General features: G+C 69.2%; 15 protein-coding genes and 1 riboswitch. Of the genes, 6 read left to right on the top strand and 9 right to left on the bottom strand.

Annotated elements, in window-relative coordinates:
* Window positions 1-18: 18 nt before the first annotated feature.
* Genes cobJ through cobG form a run of 4 tightly spaced genes read right to left on the bottom strand, consistent with a single transcriptional unit; the run spans window position 19 to window position 4457 of the window.
* A complete protein-coding gene (gene cobJ / locus KVT39_RS16625; RefSeq protein ID WP_217589646.1) occupies window positions 19-1728 on the bottom strand; it encodes a precorrin-3B C(17)-methyltransferase in 1710 nt (569 codons plus the stop codon).
* Window positions 1725-2459 (bottom strand): precorrin-2 C(20)-methyltransferase, encoded by a 735-nt coding sequence (locus tag KVT39_RS16620; RefSeq protein WP_034184173.1) that lies wholly within the window; start codon window positions 2457-2459, stop codon window positions 1725-1727. The genes cobJ and KVT39_RS16620 overlap by 4 nt, the downstream gene beginning before the upstream one ends.
* The gene (locus KVT39_RS16615; RefSeq protein ID WP_105390176.1) at window positions 2456-3082 is read right to left on the bottom strand and encodes a precorrin-8X methylmutase; all 627 of its coding nucleotides are present in this window, start codon (window positions 3080-3082) and stop codon (window positions 2456-2458) included. Before KVT39_RS16615 ends, KVT39_RS16620 begins: the two co-directional genes overlap by 4 nt.
* Window positions 3075-4457, bottom strand: coding sequence for a precorrin-3B synthase (cobG, locus tag KVT39_RS16610; RefSeq protein ID WP_368858929.1), 1383 nt, complete (start codon window positions 4455-4457; stop codon window positions 3075-3077). The genes KVT39_RS16615 and cobG overlap by 8 nt, the downstream gene beginning before the upstream one ends.
* Window positions 4458-4562: 105 nt before the next feature.
* Window positions 4563-4756, bottom strand: a riboswitch (cobalamin riboswitch).
* 202 nt (window positions 4757-4958) lie between these two features.
* On the opposite strand from cobG, the gene cbiE reads away from it, so the two are divergent.
* Genes cbiE through cobM form a run of 4 tightly spaced genes read left to right on the top strand, consistent with a single transcriptional unit; the run spans window position 4959 to window position 8791 of the window.
* Window positions 4959-6203 carry a precorrin-6y C5,15-methyltransferase (decarboxylating) subunit CbiE gene (gene cbiE / locus KVT39_RS16605; RefSeq protein WP_217589847.1) on the top strand — a complete coding sequence of 415 codons (1245 nt, stop codon included), beginning with the start codon at window positions 4959-4961 and terminating at the stop codon, window positions 6201-6203.
* A complete protein-coding gene (locus KVT39_RS16600) occupies window positions 6203-7291 on the top strand; it encodes a cobalt-precorrin-5B (C(1))-methyltransferase (RefSeq protein ID WP_217589642.1) in 1089 nt (362 codons plus the stop codon). The genes cbiE and KVT39_RS16600 overlap by 1 nt, the downstream gene beginning before the upstream one ends.
* A complete protein-coding gene (locus tag KVT39_RS16595; protein WP_217589640.1) occupies window positions 7288-8019 on the top strand; it encodes a cobalt-precorrin-6A reductase in 732 nt (243 codons plus the stop codon). The genes KVT39_RS16600 and KVT39_RS16595 overlap by 4 nt, the downstream gene beginning before the upstream one ends.
* A gap of 43 nt (window positions 8020-8062) precedes the next feature.
* Window positions 8063-8791: a precorrin-4 C(11)-methyltransferase gene (cobM, locus tag KVT39_RS16590; RefSeq protein WP_131947052.1), complete on the top strand. Its 729-nt coding sequence runs from the start codon at window positions 8063-8065 to the stop codon at window positions 8789-8791.
* Window positions 8792-9076: 285 nt separating this feature from the next.
* On the opposite strand, the gene KVT39_RS16585 is transcribed toward cobM, so the two are convergent.
* Window positions 9077-10255, bottom strand: a complete 1179-nt coding sequence (locus tag KVT39_RS16585) for an MFS transporter (protein ID WP_034184180.1) — start codon at window positions 10253-10255, stop codon at window positions 9077-9079.
* A gap of 130 nt (window positions 10256-10385) precedes the next feature.
* Between KVT39_RS16585 and KVT39_RS16580 the strand changes: the two genes are divergently transcribed.
* Window positions 10386-10901 carry a MarR family winged helix-turn-helix transcriptional regulator gene (locus KVT39_RS16580; protein WP_217589638.1) on the top strand — a complete coding sequence of 172 codons (516 nt, stop codon included), beginning with the start codon at window positions 10386-10388 and terminating at the stop codon, window positions 10899-10901.
* 212 nt (window positions 10902-11113) lie between these two features.
* Here the strand turns inward: KVT39_RS16580 and KVT39_RS16575 are convergent, their stop codons facing one another.
* Both KVT39_RS16575 and KVT39_RS16570 read right to left on the bottom strand, forming a co-directional pair.
* Complete coding sequence (locus KVT39_RS16575) at window positions 11114-11515, bottom strand: heme-binding protein (RefSeq protein WP_034184182.1); 402 nt, start codon at window positions 11513-11515, stop codon at window positions 11114-11116.
* Window positions 11508-12284: an SDR family oxidoreductase gene (locus KVT39_RS16570; protein ID WP_105390168.1), complete on the bottom strand. Its 777-nt coding sequence runs from the start codon at window positions 12282-12284 to the stop codon at window positions 11508-11510. Before KVT39_RS16570 ends, KVT39_RS16575 begins: the two co-directional genes overlap by 8 nt.
* A gap of 79 nt (window positions 12285-12363) precedes the next feature.
* On the opposite strand from KVT39_RS16570, the gene KVT39_RS16565 reads away from it, so the two are divergent.
* Entirely contained in the window at window positions 12364-13281 is a 918-nt protein-coding gene (locus KVT39_RS16565) for a LysR family transcriptional regulator (RefSeq protein ID WP_217589636.1), read from the top strand.
* 187 nt (window positions 13282-13468) lie between these two features.
* Here KVT39_RS16565 and KVT39_RS16560 read toward each other — a convergent pair whose 3' ends face one another.
* Window positions 13469-14173, bottom strand: coding sequence for a glutathione S-transferase N-terminal domain-containing protein (locus tag KVT39_RS16560; protein ID WP_217589634.1), 705 nt, complete (start codon window positions 14171-14173; stop codon window positions 13469-13471).
* A gap of 206 nt (window positions 14174-14379) precedes the next feature.
* A complete protein-coding gene (locus KVT39_RS16555; RefSeq protein ID WP_217589632.1) occupies window positions 14380-15504 on the bottom strand; it encodes a porin in 1125 nt (374 codons plus the stop codon).
* Window positions 15505-15614 lie beyond the last annotated feature (110 nt).

Genomic DNA, 15614 nt, shown 5'->3' with positions numbered 1-15614 from the left:
TTCACACGCTGACCGCGTTCAGCGATACCAGCGCGGCGTATACACCCACTCGCGTCCGCCGTCGATCGCGAAACGCCGTGTGGTCGACGAGCCGACGATCACCATCGTGCGCATGTCGACCTGGTCGCTGCGCAGCGCGCCGAGCGTCGTCGTCGCGAGCGTCGCGCCCGGCCGGCCGATGTCGCGCCCGAGCACGACCACCGTATCGGCCGCACGATGCGCGCGCACGACATCGAGCGCGCGGTCGAGCTGCCACGGCCGCGCACGCGAGATCGGGTTGTAGAACGCCATCACGAGATCGGCTTGCGCTGCGTGCCGCAGGCGCGTCTCGATCACGTCCCACGGTTTCAGGTTGTCCGACAGCGAGATCGCGCAGAAGTCGTGGCCGAGCGGCGCGCCGGCCTGTGCGGCGGTCGCGAGCGATGCCGATATGCCGGGTTCCACGCGCAGGTCGACCGCGGCCCATTGCGGGTCGCGAGATTCGTCGAGCGCTTCGAGCACGGCCGCGGCCATCGCGAACACGCCGGGGTCGCCCGACGACACGACCGCGACGCGCCGGCCTTCGGCCGCGAGTTCGAACGCGTGGCGCGCGCGCTGCATTTCCTCGCGATTGTCGGTGCCGTGCACGCGCTGGTCCGCGCGGAACGGGCCGGCCATGTTCACGTAGGTCGTGTAGCCGAGGATATCGGTCGCGTCCGCGAGCGCGGCGCGCGCGGCCGGCGTGAGCCACGCGGCGCCGCCCGGGCCGAGGCCGAGCACCGTCAGGCGGCCGCGCGCACGGCCGAGCGTGGCGGGATCGACCGGATGCGACGCGACCGCGCACGCGAGGCCGTTCGACGTTGCGCGCGACGTGTGCACGACGCGCAATGCGCGGCCGAGCAGCGTGGCCGCGTCGGTTTGCGCTTCGTTGTCGACATCGACGAAGCGCAGCGGCACGCCGAGCGTTTGCGCTGCGTCCTCCAGCACTGCTTCGCCGATCGCCGACGCCGGTGCGACGATGGCCGCGAGCGCCAGCCGCGCGAGGCCTTGTGCGTCGAGCGCGGCTTCGATGCGCGCGGCGAGCGCTTCGTCCGCGTGCATGGTTTGCGCATCGACGCCGACCACCACGCTGCGCGGATGGATCACGAGTTCGTCTTGCGTGCCGCGCCATGCATCGGGCGTCACGCGGATCGCATGCGCGGCCGCGTCGTCGCGTGGCAGCGCGACATCGTCGAGCCACGGCGCCGCGCCGTCGATGCGCGTCGACGCGCCCGCGAGCAGGTCGGACACGAAGCGCTTGCCCTGCGCGAGATCGGCGAGCGCATAGCCTTCAGGCGGATTGAGCACGCATGCGCCGAAGCGCAGTTCGCCGCTCGTCGTGATCGCCGGCGCGACGCCGAGCCATTCGGCCAGTTCGCGCGCGATCACGTTGACGCCCGTCAGCCCGCCGAGCAGCGGCACGACGGCCGAGCCGTCCTCCGCTACCGTGAGCACCGGCGGCTCGACGCCCTTGTCGGCCAATGCGGGCGCGAGACAGCGAATCACGATGCCGGCCGCGCACAGCGCGACGATCGGCAGGCCGCGTGCATAGAGCTCGCGCAGGTGCGCGCCGAGTTCGTCGAATGGCTCGTCGGCATCGACGCGCGATGCGAGCCCATGCACGCGGGCGCCCGGGTAGCGTGCCTGGATGCGTCGCGCAGTGTCGAGCGCGCCGGCGCCGAGTATCACGATCGCGGGCGGAGTCGTCATCCTTGCCATTTTTCCCCCGGCACGACGAGCAGCGAGAAATACGGCGACGCCATCGGATCGACTTCGTCGAGCGGCACGATGCGCTGGCTCGCCATCGTCGCGCGTTCGACATATAGCGCGCGCTTCGCGAGACCGAGTTCGTCGAGCACGCGCCGCACCTTGTCGAAATTGCGGCCGAGCTTCATCACGACGGCCGCGTCGGCCTGCGCGAGCCGCGCGCGCAGTTCGTGCTCGGGCAGCACGCCCGACAGCACCGACAGGCTCTGGTTGCGATAGACGAGCGGCTGGCCGAGCACGGCCGTGCCGCCGAGCATCGCGCATACGCCCGGGATGACCTCGGTGTCGTAACGCGGTGCGAGGCGGTCGTGCAGGTACATGTACGAGCCGTAGAAGAACGGATCGCCTTCGCAGATCACCGCGACGTCGCGGCCCGCGTCGAGGTGCGCCGCGACGATTTCGGCGGCCGTATCGTAGAAGTCGGCGATCACCGTCTCGTAGCAGAGCGGCGGCGGCAGCGCTTCGGTCGTCACCGGATAGACGAGCGGCAGCTGCGTCTGCGTGTCGAGCAAGTGCGCTTCGACGATGCCGTAGGCATTGCCTTTCTTGCCCTTCGCGACGAAATACGCGACCACGGGCGCGGCCTGCAGCACGCGCAGCGCCTTGATCGTCATCAGTTCGGGGTCGCCGGGGCCGACGCCGACCCCGAACAGGCGTCCGCGCGCGGTCGTCATTCGACCTCCGTCGCGAGCGCGTTGACCGCGGCGGCCGCCATCGCGCTGCCGCCGCGCCGGCCGAGCAGCGCGACGTACGGCACGCCGCGGCTGTCGGCGTCGAGCATCGCCTTCGATTCGGCCGCACCGATGAAGCCGACCGGGAACCCGAGGATCAGCGCGGGGCGCGGCGCGCCGGCGTCGATCATGTCGAGCAGGTGGAACAGCGCGGTCGGTGCATTGCCGATCACGACGACGCTGCCCGCCAGATGCGGGCGCCACAGTTCGAGCGCGGCGGCCGAGCGTGTGTTGCCGAGATGGCGCGCGAGATCGGGCACCTCCGGCTCGCCGAGCGTGCAGATCACGGGATTGCCGGCCGGCAGCCGTGCGCGCGTGATGCCTTCGGCAACCATTTTCGCGTCGCACAGGATCGGCGCGCCGGCCGCGAGCGCCGTGCGGCCCGCGGTGCCGGCGCCGGCCGAGAAGCGCAGGTCGTAGACGACGTCGACCATCCCGCACGCGTGAATCACGCGCACCGCGAGTTTCTCGAGGTCGGGCGGAACGTGCGACAGGTCGGCCTCGGCGCGGATCGTCGCGAACGACTGGCGGTAGATTTCCTGCCCGTCGCGAATGTAGTCAAGCATCGGTGGTGGTGTCCTGGCTATGCCGTGCGCCCGTCAGTCGGGCCGCGGCCTGGTCAATCGTCAGATGGCGCGCGAGCGGGGCGCCGAGGCCCGCGGCGGCGTCGCGCCGGTAAAGGTCGTAGTGCGCGGGCGCGACCGCGACCAGCGTGTGCGCAGCGGGATGCGGCAGCGCGCAGTGGCGCTCGCAGCCGGTCAGGTGCACGTCGACTGGACGGCCGATGCGTGCGGCGAGCGCGAGCCCATCGCGTTTCGTGTCGGCGTGCGCTTTCGCGCAGCCCGCGCTGCCGGTGCACGCGACGAGCGTCGCGAGCGGGTCGGTCGACGCGCAGACGAGGCCGAGCGACGCGAGCGCATCGAGCGTGGCCGGTGCGCGTGCGTGCGGCACGCCGTGGATGAACACGCCTTGCCACGGCGTCATCGACAGCGTGCCGTCGCCTTCGGCTTCGGCCCATGCGGCGAGCCGTTCCAGCTGCGTCGCGTCGAGCCGCCCGAGCACGAATTGCGCGCCGACGCTGCAGCGCGCTGCATCGAGCGACGGACGCGCGCCGAAACGCAGTGCGGGATCGGAACGCGTGCGTCGCCAGCCGGCGAGCGCGGGATCGGCCGTGAGCGGGAAGGGCAGGTAGTGCTGCGCGCGGTCGAGCAACGTGCGTTCGCCGCACGTCGCGAGCAGTGCACGCATCCGCGTGACGTCGGCCGACGCGAGATCGAGGAACGCGAGCAGCAGTGCGCGGACGAGCGCGACGCTCTGGTCGGGCGACACATCGACCGAAGCACGCATGTCATCGAGTGCAACCGGAGGGCAGCCGGCCAGCCCGGCCGCGATGCGCACCGCGCCGTCGGCGCGGCGCCATGCGGCGAGCCAGATGTCGTGCGGATGATCGAGCGCCGCGACCGATTCGCCGCCGTCGAGCTGGATCGAGAATTTCGGCGACAGCTCGCCGCGGCGCGGCTCGCTCGCCAGCATATCGAGCAGCGGAATGGCGAGCGCGCGGCTGTCGACGAGCGCGGCGGGGTCATGCCCGGCGAGCGGGCTGAGCATCACGTTGCGGACGTCGTCGCTCGCGGCGAGCGCGGCCGCATCGGCGGTTGAATCCGCAGTCGATTTTGCGGCGGCATCGGCGCGCGGGCCGAGCCCCGCGTCGAGCAATGCGCGCGTCAGCGCGTCGGCGGCCGCGCCGTCGCGAATGCCGCGTAGCTGGAGATTCGCACGATTGGTCGCGTCGATCGCGCCGGAGCCGTATGCGCGCGCGGCGGCGGCGATCGCACGCATCTGGCGCGCATCGAGTCGGCCGCCCGGCAGCTTGATCCGGCACAGCCCGCCGTCGGCGGCCGCGACGACGCGCACGAGCCCCGGGCAAGCCGACGGGCGCACGACGGGCGACGCAGGAATCGAATCGGGGGCGGAACTCACGGGGTATCGGGACAGTGTCGCGCCGCGGCCAACGCATCGGTACACCCCGCCCGACGCCGACTGGCACGCACGCACTTTCTGGCCGGCAGGTCTCCTGGCTGACAGGTCGGCACCGGCTCCCGGCCTTCCCGGTCGAACCAGTGGCGTGAGGGGGAGATCGGCTCGCTGTCTACAGTTGCGGGGGCAGCCACAGCGGCGCGCACGGCGCGCCCTGTGTTCCCTCTTCGGCCCCGAAGGGCACCGGCGAACGAACGGCCGTAGGATACCCGATTTCGACCGCGGTTCGCGACTGGAAAGCCGTTCGCGCCGGGCGAAGCGGGGGACGACCCGGCGCCGGCGAGCAGGCAGATGAAACGCGGGATGGAACACGGTACCATGCCGTCTTTCGCAATGCGGACGGCTGCGCCGGCCCTTTTACGGCCGTGCGGCGACACGATGGAATCGAACGATGGGGAAGGGTGCATGACGGCGTGGCTGACGGTAGTGGGCATCGGCGACGACGGTTACGCGGGGCTCGGACGCAGCGCGCGGCGCGCGCTGCTCGACGCGACGCTCGTCGTCGGCGCGCAGCGGCATCTCGACATGCTGCCCGCGCGGCTGCCGGCCGCGCGCGAAACGTGGCCGTCGCCGTTCGACGTCGCCGGCGTGCTCGCGCGTCGCCCGTCGCCCGTCTGCGTGCTCGCGAGCGGCGACCCGATGCTGTTCGGCGTCGGCGCCACGCTCGCGCACCGGCTTTCCCCCGACGAATGGCGCGTGCTGCCCGCGCCGTCGTCGCTGTCGCTCGCGGCCGCGCGCCTCGGCTGGGCGCTGCAGGATATCGGCGCGGTATCGCTCGTCGGGCGTCCGCTCGCGACGCTCGCGCGCCATCTGCTGCCGGGCCGGCGCTTGTTCGTGCTGAGCGCCGACGGCCGCACGCCGGCCGCCGTCGCGGCCGAACTCACCGCACGCGGCTTCGGGCCGACGCGCATCAGCGTGTTCGAACATCTGGGCGGCCCGCTCGAGCGGCGTGTCGACGGCCTCGCGCAGGACTGGAACGTCGACGAAACGGCCGCGCTCAATCTCGTCGCGCTCGACTGCCAGGCCGGCCCCGACGCGCCGCGCCGCGCGCTCACGCCCGGCCTGCCCGACGATGCGTACCGCCACGACGGCCAGCTCACCAAGCGCGACCTGCGCGCGATGACGCTCGGGCGCCTTGCGCCCGCTCCCGGCGAGCTGCTGTGGGACGTCGGCGCCGGCAGCGGCTCGATCGGCATCGAATGGATGCGCGCGCATCCGTCGTGCCAGGCGATCGCGATCGAAGCGCATGCGGAGCGGCAGCGCTTCATCGAACACAACCGCGACGCGCTCGGCGTGCCGGGCCTGCAGCTCGTCGCGGGGCGCGCGCCCGACGCGCTCGCCGGGCTCGCCGCGCCCGACGCGATCTTCATCGGTGGCGGTGCGACGGCGCCCGGCGTGCTCGACGCGTGCTGGTCGTCGCTGAAGCCCGGCGGCCGGCTGGTCGCGAACGCGGTCACGCTGCAGGGCGAGATGGCGCTCGCCGCATGGCGCGATGCGCACGGCGGCACGCTCACGCGCGTGTCGCTCGCGCATGCGGAGCCGCTCGGCCGCTTCGACACATGGCGGCAGCCGTTGCCGGTCACGCTGTACGACGTGCGCAAGCCCGACGCGGCCACCACGGCCGGACCGACGAACCCGGTGGACGCGTGATGCGCGACGAAACCCCCGAACAGCACGCGCCGCTGCGCTTCGGTTATACGACCGGCAGCTGCGCGACCGCGACGTCGCTCGCCGCCGCGCGCCTGCTGCTCGCGGGCCAGGTGGACGATGCGGTCGCGATCGTGCTGCCGAAGGGGCAGCGCGTGATGATGCGGCTCGAGTTCTGCCGGATCACGGCCGACGGCGCCGAAGCCGGCACGATCAAGGATGCCGGCGACGATCCGGACGTCACGCACGGCGCGCTGATCTTCGCGCGCGTCGCACTCGCGACGGCGCCCGGCGTACGGTTTCACGCGGGGCCGGGCGTCGGCACGGTCACGCGTGCGGGGCTGACGCTGGCGGTCGGCGAACCGGCGATCAACCCGGTGCCGCGCCAGATGATGACGACGCACCTCGACGCGCTGGCAGCCGAATATGGCTACGCGGGCGGCTTCGACGTGACGATCGGCGTGGAAGGCGGCGAAGCGCTCGCGCTGAAGACGATGAACCCGCGCCTCGGTATCGTCGGCGGGCTGTCGATCCTCGGCACGACCGGCATCGTGCGGCCGTTCTCGTGCTCGGCCTATATCGCGTCGATCCACCAGGGCATCGACGTCGCGCGCGCAAACGGCATCCAGCATATCGCCGCGTGCACGGGCAATACGAGCGAGGACGCGATGCGCGCGCACTACCACCTGCCCGACATGGCGCTGGTCGAGATGGGCGATTTCGCGGGCGCGGTGCTCAAGCACTTGCGCCGCGCACCGATAGCGCGACTGTCGATGTGCGGCGGCTTCGGCAAGCTCAGCAAGCTCGCGGCCGGCCACCTCGACCTGCACAGCCGCCATTCGAGCATCGACCTGCCGTTGCTCGCGCAGTGGGCGGCCGAGGCCGGCGCGAGCGATGCGCTGCAGGCCGCGATGCGCGCCGCGAACACGAGCCAGGAAGCGTTGAAGCTGGCGCTGGCCGCGGGCGTGCCGCTCGGCGATCTCGTCTGCGCGCAGGCGCTGCGCGTCGCGCGCGATATCGTGCCGCCATCGGTCGCCGTCGAGATGTTCGCGATCGACCGGCAGGGCCGCTTCGTCGGGCAGGCGCGATGAGCGCGCGCATCCTGCTGCTCGGCGGCACCGGCGACGCGCTGAAAATCGCGCGCGCACTCGGCCCGCACCACGTGTATAGCCTGGCCGGTCTCGGCAAGGTACCCGACGACCTGCGCTGCGACGTGCGCGTCGGCGGTTTCGGCGGCGCCGCCGGATTGGCCGCGTATCTGCGCAGTGCCGGTATCCGCCTCGTGATCGACGCGACGCATCCGTATGCCGCGCAAATCAGCGCGAATGCCGCTGCCGCGACGCGCGACGCGGGCGTGCCGCTGTGGGCGCTGCGCCGCGCGCCATGGACGCCGCAACCGGGCGACGACTGGCGGATGGTCGACGACTGGGCCGGCATCGAGGCCGCGCTCGCGCCGTTCAAGCGGCCGCTGTTCACGCTCGGCCGCGAGCCTCTCGCGCATCTCGACGCGATCCCGCCGCACCAGTTCTGGCTCGTGCGTTGCCTCGACGCACATCCCGGCAACGCGCACGCGCAGATCGTCGCCGCGCGCGGGCCGTTCACGCTCGACGGCGAGCGCGCGCTGTTCGCGCTGATGGGGATCGACGTCGTCGTCAGCAAGAACAGCGGTGGTGCGGCCACCGAGGCCAAGCTCGACGTCGCGCGCGAACGCAGGCTGCCGGTCGTGATGCTGCGCCGGCCGCCGCTGCCCGACGCCGACCGCACGTTCGACTCGGCCGCCGCGCTGCTCGACGCACTCGATCCGGCCGCGCGCGCGTGACGCCGCGCGGCCGATCATCCAACGAATTGACGGAGATTTTTCGATGACGGTGTATTTCATCGGCGCGGGCCCCGGCGACCCGGAGCTGATCACGGTGAAGGGCCAGCGCCTCGTGCGCACCTGCCCGGTGATCCTGTATGCAGGCTCGCTGGTGCCGCCGGCCGTGCTCGACGGCCATCGCGCGGAGCAGGTCGTCAATACGGCCGAGCTCGACCTCGACGCGATCGTCGCGCTGCTCGCCGCCGCGCATGCGAAGGGGCAGGACGTCGCGCGCGTGCATTCGGGCGATCCGTCGCTGTACGGCGCGATCGGCGAGCAGATCCGCCGGCTGAAGACGCTCGGGATTCCGTACGAAATCGTGCCGGGCGTGACGGCCACGGCCGCGTGCGCGGCGACGCTCGGCGTCGAGCTGACGCTGCCCGGCGTTGCGCAGACGGTGATCCTCACGCGCTTCGCGGGCAAGACGACGATGCCGGAAGGCGAGGCGCTCGGCGCGCTCGCCGCGCATCGCGCGACGCTCGCGATCCATCTCGGCGTGCGCCATCTCGCGCGCATCGTCGACGAAGTGCTGCCGCATTACGGCGCCGATTGCCCGGTCGCGGTGGTCTATCGCGCGAGCTGGCCCGACGAGGAACGCGTGACCGGCACGCTCGCCGACATCGTCGGCAAGGTGCAGGGCACGCAGATCGAGCGCACCGCGCTGATCCTGATCGGGCGCGTGCTCGATGCCGAAGGGTTCGCGGATTCGACGTTGTACGCGAGCGCGGGCTGATCACGCGTGCGCCGGCCGGCGTTCGGCACGACGTTCGCGCAGGTGCGCGTCGCACGCGGATCGGCGATCGCGGACATCACGGGCATGGTGATGGCCGAACCGTGTTCGCAACCCATGCCTCATGCCGATCTGCGAGCAATTGATCGGCGCACTGGCCGACGACGTGCAGCCCGCGATCCGGGTGTGCCGGCTGTGCGACGAAGACGCGTGCGATTTGCGGCGATGCGTGCCTATCGACAGTTGCCGTCGGAGCGGGAAACGAGCGGCTGACGCGCGGCCGACCGCCTAGGCACTCGCAACACGCCGCGCGAGCCGCGGCGCAAAACCCGCCGCCAGCGCGAACAGCACGACGCACAGGCACGCCATCGCCACCCACGCGGGCGTCAGGTCCGCGAGATGCTGGCGCACGACGCCGGCCGCGAACGGGAACAACCCGGCGATCAGGTAGCCGACACCCTGCACGAACCCCGTCAGCGATGCGGCGTCCGCCGGCGTCGCCGCATGGTCGACCGTGACGATCAGCGACAGCGGAAACAGCGCACCGATTCCCGCGCCGAGCAGCAGCGCGGCCGGCAAGGCGAGCGCTTCGGGCGCGGCCAGCATCGCCAGCAACCCGACGAACAGCGACGCGATCGCCGCATGCAGCGCGGGACGGCGATCGGGCAGGCGGTCGATCGTCGCCGAGATCGTCAGCCCCGCGACGACTTCCGCGAGCGTCACGCCGCCGAGCAGGCTGCCGGCCGCCGTCGGCGACCAGCCGAGCCGCATGTAGTACGGAGGCAGCCACGCGAGCACCAGCGTGTACGCGCCCGTCGCGATCCCGAAGAACAGCGCGAGCCGCCATGCGCGCGGCGAGCGCGACGGCTGCGCAGCCGATGCCGCAGCCGGCCCGGCCGCGAGCGCATCGCCGCCGCGACCGGCCAGCGGCCACGCGAGCGCGGCCACCGCGGCCGGCAGCGCCCAGCCCGCGAGCGCGGCGAGCCAGCCCCAGCGCGCCGCGGCGAACGGCGCGACGACGCTCGCGAGCACCGCACCGCCCATGATCGACGTCGAATAGACGCCCATCGCGCCGCCGACGCGTGTCGCGAAATGCGCCTTCACGAAACCGGGCAGCAGCGCCTGCACCATCGCGATCCCGACGCCCGCGCAGCAGGCGCTCGCGAGCAGCAGCCACGCGTGCTGCGCGCCGATGCGCGACACGCAGGCCAGCCCGATCAGCGCGACGCCGAGCCATACGCCGCCCGCGATGCCCGTCACGCGCTGCAGGCGCCGCGCACTCAGCGCGCCGAGCCCCATCAGCAGGATCGGGATCGTCGTCAGCAGGCTGGCCGCGCCGTCGCCGATGCCGGTCGCGCGCTGGATCATGTCGAGCAGCGGGCCGACCGCGGCGAGCGCCGGCCGCAGGTTCAGCCCGACGAGCACGATGGCGGCGAGCCGCCATCCGGGGGAAGTGAAGCGATTCATCGACAGGCCCTCGGTATCGGTGCACGACGTCCGTCCGGGCGCTGTGCGTTTTTCATGTAAAGTATCTCGACATCAAGATAAACGCCGATTTATCTCGACGTCAAGATAACTGGTGAGCCGAGGAGGGTTAATGGATCGAGCCGCGCATGCGCTCGCGCAATGGCGCGTCGAGCGTCCGGATCTCGACGCGTCGTCGATGGTCGTGATGGGGCGGTTGCAGGAAGCCGCGCTGGTGATCGCGCGCGACCGTCTCAATCCGCTGTTTGCGCGCTACGGGATGCAGCCGGGCGAATTCGACGTGCTCGCGACGCTGCGGCGCGGCGGCGCGCCGTTCGCGCTGACGCCGACGGCGCTGTACGACGCGCTGATGATGTCGTCGGGCGGGATGACCGCACGCATCGATCGGCTGCAGAAGGCCGGCTGGGTCGAGCGCCGGCCGAACCCGGCCGACGGGCGCGGCACGCTCGTCGCGCTGACGGAAACCGGCCGCGCGCTGATCGATGAAGCGGTCGTCGCGCACATCGACAATCAGCGTGCGCTGCTGGCCGTGCTGTCGGACGCGGAACAGGCACAGTTGTCGCAATTGCTGGAGAAGCTGCTGGCGGGGCTGGGAGACGGGGCGCCGATAGGGGCAGATGGCAACTAGCGGTGCCGAATGCGTCACGCAAATGCACGCCGCGGGCAAAAACATAGTTCTTCGTGAATTTTCGTCGACGTCGCTTGCCGACCCGGATCAGTCATTCGAGTTGGCGCGATCTCAACGGCCGAACGTGCCAGCGATTGGAGAAAGCGCAATAGAAAAGAGAAGCAATACGCTCCTCTTTACACCTCAGCTCCACATCGGGACCAAGACTGCGGTTACTTCGCGGCCGCGGCCCGGGCGAGTGCCGCGTCCTGTTCCGGGGTCCCTCCAGATACGCCGACTGCCCCGATCAACGCGCCGCCGTCGTTAAAGAGCGGGAGCCCTCCGCCCATCAGCAACAGCCCACCCGTATGGATATGATCGAAATGCGGTAGCGGTTGACCAACCTGCAATGGGGCATTGAGTGCCTCGCTTGGTGCCTGGAACATGACGGAGGTGCGTGCCTTGGCGATTGCCAGCTCGTTCGATGCCAGCCATGCGCCATCCATTCTTGAGAAGGTCACCATCTGCGCGCCAGCGTCCAGGATCGCGAAGACTGCGTTCAGGCCAGCCTGCTTTGCAGCTGCTTGGCCTCGGGCCACGATTCCATGTGCGACGTCTAGCGTCAGATCAGGCATTTTGCGTCCACTCCGTCTCTTGCCATTGCTTTGCTGCATCGACTGTCGCAAACGGACGCATGGTGCGATACAGATGCTGATCGGCGGGAATGATCTCTACCATGGCATCGATCATCTCTTGCGGGTCTGCCTGGTTTACCAGGCTCTCGCTGAAATCGGGCATCGGCACCACAGCAGTGTCCGCGTTGTACCACTGCACGTAACTCTCAGCGCCGGTGTCGTTGAACCCTGTGCCGAACACGCCTGGGTTGACGGTCGCGACCTTGACGCCATAGGGCGCAAGCTCCGCCTTCATTGACCCGGCAATGCCTTCAATTGCGTGCTTCGTCGCGCAGTAGATGCCGACGAACGGGACGACCAGGATGCCGCCCATCGACGACGTCCATACAACTTTTCCCGATCGACGAGCCACCATCTTCGGCACGATGGCTTGGACCAGCTGCAAGTGCCCGAACACATTGATCTCGAAAGATTCGCGCACGCGCTGCATGGGGATGTCCACGATAGCCCCCCCTTCCATGACGCCGGCATTGAGTACCAGCACGTCAGGGTCGAATGAGCCTGCATGTGCGATATCGATGGGATCGAGCAGATTCAGCTTGATGACTTCAAGGGCAACACCTGCCTCGGCGGCATCTGCGCGCAGGCTACGAACCTGCGGCCAGGTTTCGGCGGCTGCCACTACTTTGTGGCCGAGGCGCGCAAGTTCGATGGCGGCGCCGCGACCGAAGCCGGAACTGGCGCCGGTAATGAGGATTTTCTGTGACATCGACGACTCCTTCAGGACATTGCGTTCAGTGTAGGGAGGCCGTAGCATCAAAGCAATGTCATCAATTCTTTACAGTTAGATGAACACTTCTCATCAATCGAAGGGCGGTGATCTCTTCGCTTTTGCCGTGTTTCTAGCGGTTGCAACACGACGCAGTTTTCGTGGTGCAGCGACTGAACTCAACATCACGCCGTCAGCAGTCAGCCATTCCGTCAAGGCGCTTGAACAGCGTGTGGGGGTGCGTCTGATCAATCGGACGACGCGCAGTGTTTCGCTGACAGAAGCCGGTGAACGTCTGGCCGCCAAGCTGCGCCCGGCGATTTCCGCCATTGACGAGGCGATGCGGGAGTTGAATGACCTACGCGAAACACCCAGAGGAACTGTGCGGATCAACGCCAGCGAAGGCGCAATCCGCCTGATCCTGCGGCCCATCATGGCGCGATTCTTAAAGTCGTACCCCGAGGTTCATCTGGACATTGTCACCGACGGACGGCTAAGCGATATCGTCGGAGAAGGCTTCGATGCCGGCATTCGACTGGCTGAGGCTGTGCCGCAGGATATGGTGGCCGTGCCGCTCATGGGAAGCGTGCGTTTCGCAGCCGTCGCGTCACCCAGTTATCTCGCGTTACGGGGAAGGCCCACCACACCGCAGGATCTTTACCATCACGACTGTATCCGCTTTCGTTTCGACAGCGGCAATATCTACCAGTGGGAATTTGAGCGACACGGCACCAGCGAGACCATCAACGTCAATGGCCGATTAACGCTGACGGACCAGCCACTGATGGTGGAGGCAGCGATCGACGGCATTGGCATTGCCTTCGTACCGGACCATCTAGCCGTTGATGCGTTGGCCGACGGTCGCCTTGAACGTGTCCTCGATGACTGGTGCCCACCACTTCCCGGGCTGTGCCTTTGTTACCCAGGCCATCGCCATGTCTCACTTGGCTTGCGCGCGTTGATTGACATGATAAAAATCGAAAGACTTTTGGCCTGAGACTGTTATCGATTAGATGGGGGATATGAACGGATGGTACCGGAGCGTCCGCTTATGGCCGAACACCAACGGTCTTCCCAGCGTTCCCTGGAAATTCGCAATGCCCCCACAAAGCCCGCCGCACAATGCGGCGGGCGGTTCAAGTCCGCAGACTGCGGGCCGCACGACGCGCGCCCCGCGTGGCAGCTCAGCCTCGTGCCGGGATATTGAGCCCGCGCGCGACGGCCGGACGCGCGACGAACGCGTCGAGCGCCCGCGCGACGTGCCGGAATTCGCTGAAGCCGACCAGATCGCCCGCTTCATAGAAGCCGACGAGGTTGCGCACCCACGGGAAGATCGCGATGTCGGCGATCGTGTACGTGTCGCCCATTATCCATTTGCGGTTCGCGAGATGCGCGTCGAGCACGGCGAGCAGGCGCTTCGACTCGTCGACGTAGCGGTCGCGCGGGCGCTTGTCCTCGTAGTCGCGGCCGGCGAACTTGTGGAAGAAGCCGACCTGGCCGAACATCGGCCCGATGCCGCCCATCTGGAACATCACCCACTGGATCGTCTCGTAGCGGCCGGCGAGATCCTTCGGGATCAACTGGCCGGTCTTGTCCGCGAGATAGATCAGGATCGCGCCCGATTCGAACAGCGGCAGCGGCTTGCCGTCGGGGCCGTTCGGATCGATGATCGCCGGGATCTTGTTGTTCGGGTTCAGCGACAGGAACGCGGGCGACAACTGGTCGTTCGTGTCGAAGCGCACGAGGTGCGGCTCGTACGGCAGGCCGGTTTCCTCGAGCATGATCGACACCTTGACGCCGTTCGGCGTCGGCAGCGAGTACAGCTGGAGACGGTCGGGATGCTGGGCCGGCCACTTTTGCGTGATCGGGAAGGCGGACAGGTCGGGCATGGAAGTTCGCTCGTCGACGAGGTGGGTGATCCGCGCTCCGCCTTGCCGCCGCGCTCGCGCACGATCCGCGGCGCGGCGACGGCGCCGGAGCGCGCCGAAAAACGCCCACTGTAGCCGATCCCCGGAATCGATGCAGGCGGTGGCCGGGATTCGCACCCGGGCGCCGCCTGGCCCATTCCGCGCCAGGTCGTCAGGTCGTCACGTCGTCAGAAGTTGTGCCGCAGCCCGATCATCGCGGCCGTCGTGCCGACACCCGACGCGACCGGCTGCCCGTACACGAGCATCTGGCCCATCGTGCCGCGGTTGTTCACGCGGCCGACCTGCGCATACACCATCGACCGCTTCGACAGGCTGTAGTCGGCCGCGAGCACGACCGTCGTCGAGCGGTTCTCGGAACGGTTGCGGTCCTTCAGGTAGTACACGGCGGAAGTCACCTGCAGCGCCGGCGTGAAGCGATAGCCGACGCCCGCCGACAGCATGTCGAGGTTCACCTTGTCGGCATGCGCAGGATTCCTGCCGTTGCCGTACGACGCCGACACCGAGAAATCGCGGATCGTGTATTTCGCGCCGAAGTACATGAAGCGGTTGTTGTCGACGCCGGTCGGCGCGATGCCCGGCGACGGGTTCGTGTCGTGGCCGTTGTAGTAGAGCGCGGACGCGTTCAGCCCGTAGTTCGAGTACTTGAGCACGACGGATTCGCGCGTGCCGCCCTGGAACTGCCCGGCGACGCCGCCCGGCGCGTATTCGAGCGCGATCGACGCGCCCGCGAACGTCGGCGACTGGTAGACGAGCGCATTGCTGTCGTACAGCGCGCCGATCGCGCCGTTGGTGCTGGTCCCCGGCCAGCCGGCCGCGGTGTTCAGGCCGAGCCACGCGGTCAGCACGCTGCCGAAGAACTGCGCGTTGCGCACGTCGGTGTCGGCCATCGCGTAGATCATCGGCACGATCTGGCGGCCGGCCGTGAACGTGCCGAACGGGCCCGACACGCCGAGCGACGCGACCTGGTTGAAGATCGCGACAGCCCCCGGCGTGTCGCTCAGTTGCAGCTTGCCGGTGCCGCTGTCGAACGAACCCTGCAGCTTGAAGTTGATCTTGTAGCCGCCGCCGATGTCCTCGCTGCCCTTGATGCCCCAGAAGCTCGAATAGATGCCGCCGTCCTTCATCCGGAACACCTTGCCGGTATTCGGCGCGGTCGGGCTGAACGACGCGGCCGACGTGCTCTGGTACAGCAGGCCCGTGTCGACCACGCCGTACAGCGTGACGGAGGATTGCGCGTGAGCGAGCGCCGAACAGCCGGCAAGCGCCGCGAGCGCGGCCAGTTTCGTCTTCATGAAGTCTCCAGGGTCGTATTGGACCGGACGGGATCGAGCCCGGCCGGGTGAAGCGGGGAAGCATCGGGGCAGGCGGGAGGGCGACACATGCGACGCCGGCGCGAACCGTG

Source organism: Burkholderia sp. GbtcB21 (assembly GCF_019091065.1).
In the GTDB taxonomy this organism is placed as follows: Bacteria; Pseudomonadota; Gammaproteobacteria; order Burkholderiales; family Burkholderiaceae; genus Burkholderia; species Burkholderia pyrrocinia_C.
The sequence above is the reverse complement of the archived record's forward strand: the minus strand, read 5'-3'. Positions and strand labels throughout refer to the sequence as shown.

Coding starts and splice junctions, on each gene's coding strand:
- KVT39_RS16580 (WP_217589638.1), top strand. CDS start 10,386: ATGGATCGAGCCGCGCATGCGCTCGCGCAATGGCGCGTCGAGCGTCCG.
- cobJ (WP_217589646.1), bottom strand. CDS start 1,728: ATGACGACTCCGCCCGCGATCGTGATACTCGGCGCCGGCGCGCTCGAC.
- KVT39_RS16555 (WP_217589632.1), bottom strand. CDS start 15,504: ATGAAGACGAAACTGGCCGCGCTCGCGGCGCTTGCCGGCTGTTCGGCG.
- KVT39_RS16560 (WP_217589634.1), bottom strand. CDS start 14,173: ATGCCCGACCTGTCCGCCTTCCCGATCACGCAAAAGTGGCCGGCCCAG.
- cobM (WP_131947052.1), top strand. CDS start 8,063: ATGACGGTGTATTTCATCGGCGCGGGCCCCGGCGACCCGGAGCTGATC.
- KVT39_RS16570 (WP_105390168.1), bottom strand. CDS start 12,284: ATGTCACAGAAAATCCTCATTACCGGCGCCAGTTCCGGCTTCGGTCGC.
- KVT39_RS16615 (WP_105390176.1), bottom strand. CDS start 3,082: ATGCTTGACTACATTCGCGACGGGCAGGAAATCTACCGCCAGTCGTTC.
- KVT39_RS16620 (WP_034184173.1), bottom strand. CDS start 2,459: ATGACGACCGCGCGCGGACGCCTGTTCGGGGTCGGCGTCGGCCCCGGC.
- KVT39_RS16585 (WP_034184180.1), bottom strand. CDS start 10,255: ATGAATCGCTTCACTTCCCCCGGATGGCGGCTCGCCGCCATCGTGCTC.
- KVT39_RS16575 (WP_034184182.1), bottom strand. CDS start 11,515: ATGCCTGATCTGACGCTAGACGTCGCACATGGAATCGTGGCCCGAGGC.
- KVT39_RS16600 (WP_217589642.1), top strand. CDS start 6,203: ATGCGCGACGAAACCCCCGAACAGCACGCGCCGCTGCGCTTCGGTTAT.
- KVT39_RS16595 (WP_217589640.1), top strand. CDS start 7,288: ATGAGCGCGCGCATCCTGCTGCTCGGCGGCACCGGCGACGCGCTGAAA.
- cbiE (WP_217589847.1), top strand. CDS start 4,959: ATGACGGCGTGGCTGACGGTAGTGGGCATCGGCGACGACGGTTACGCG.
- KVT39_RS16565 (WP_217589636.1), top strand. CDS start 12,364: ATGAACACTTCTCATCAATCGAAGGGCGGTGATCTCTTCGCTTTTGCC.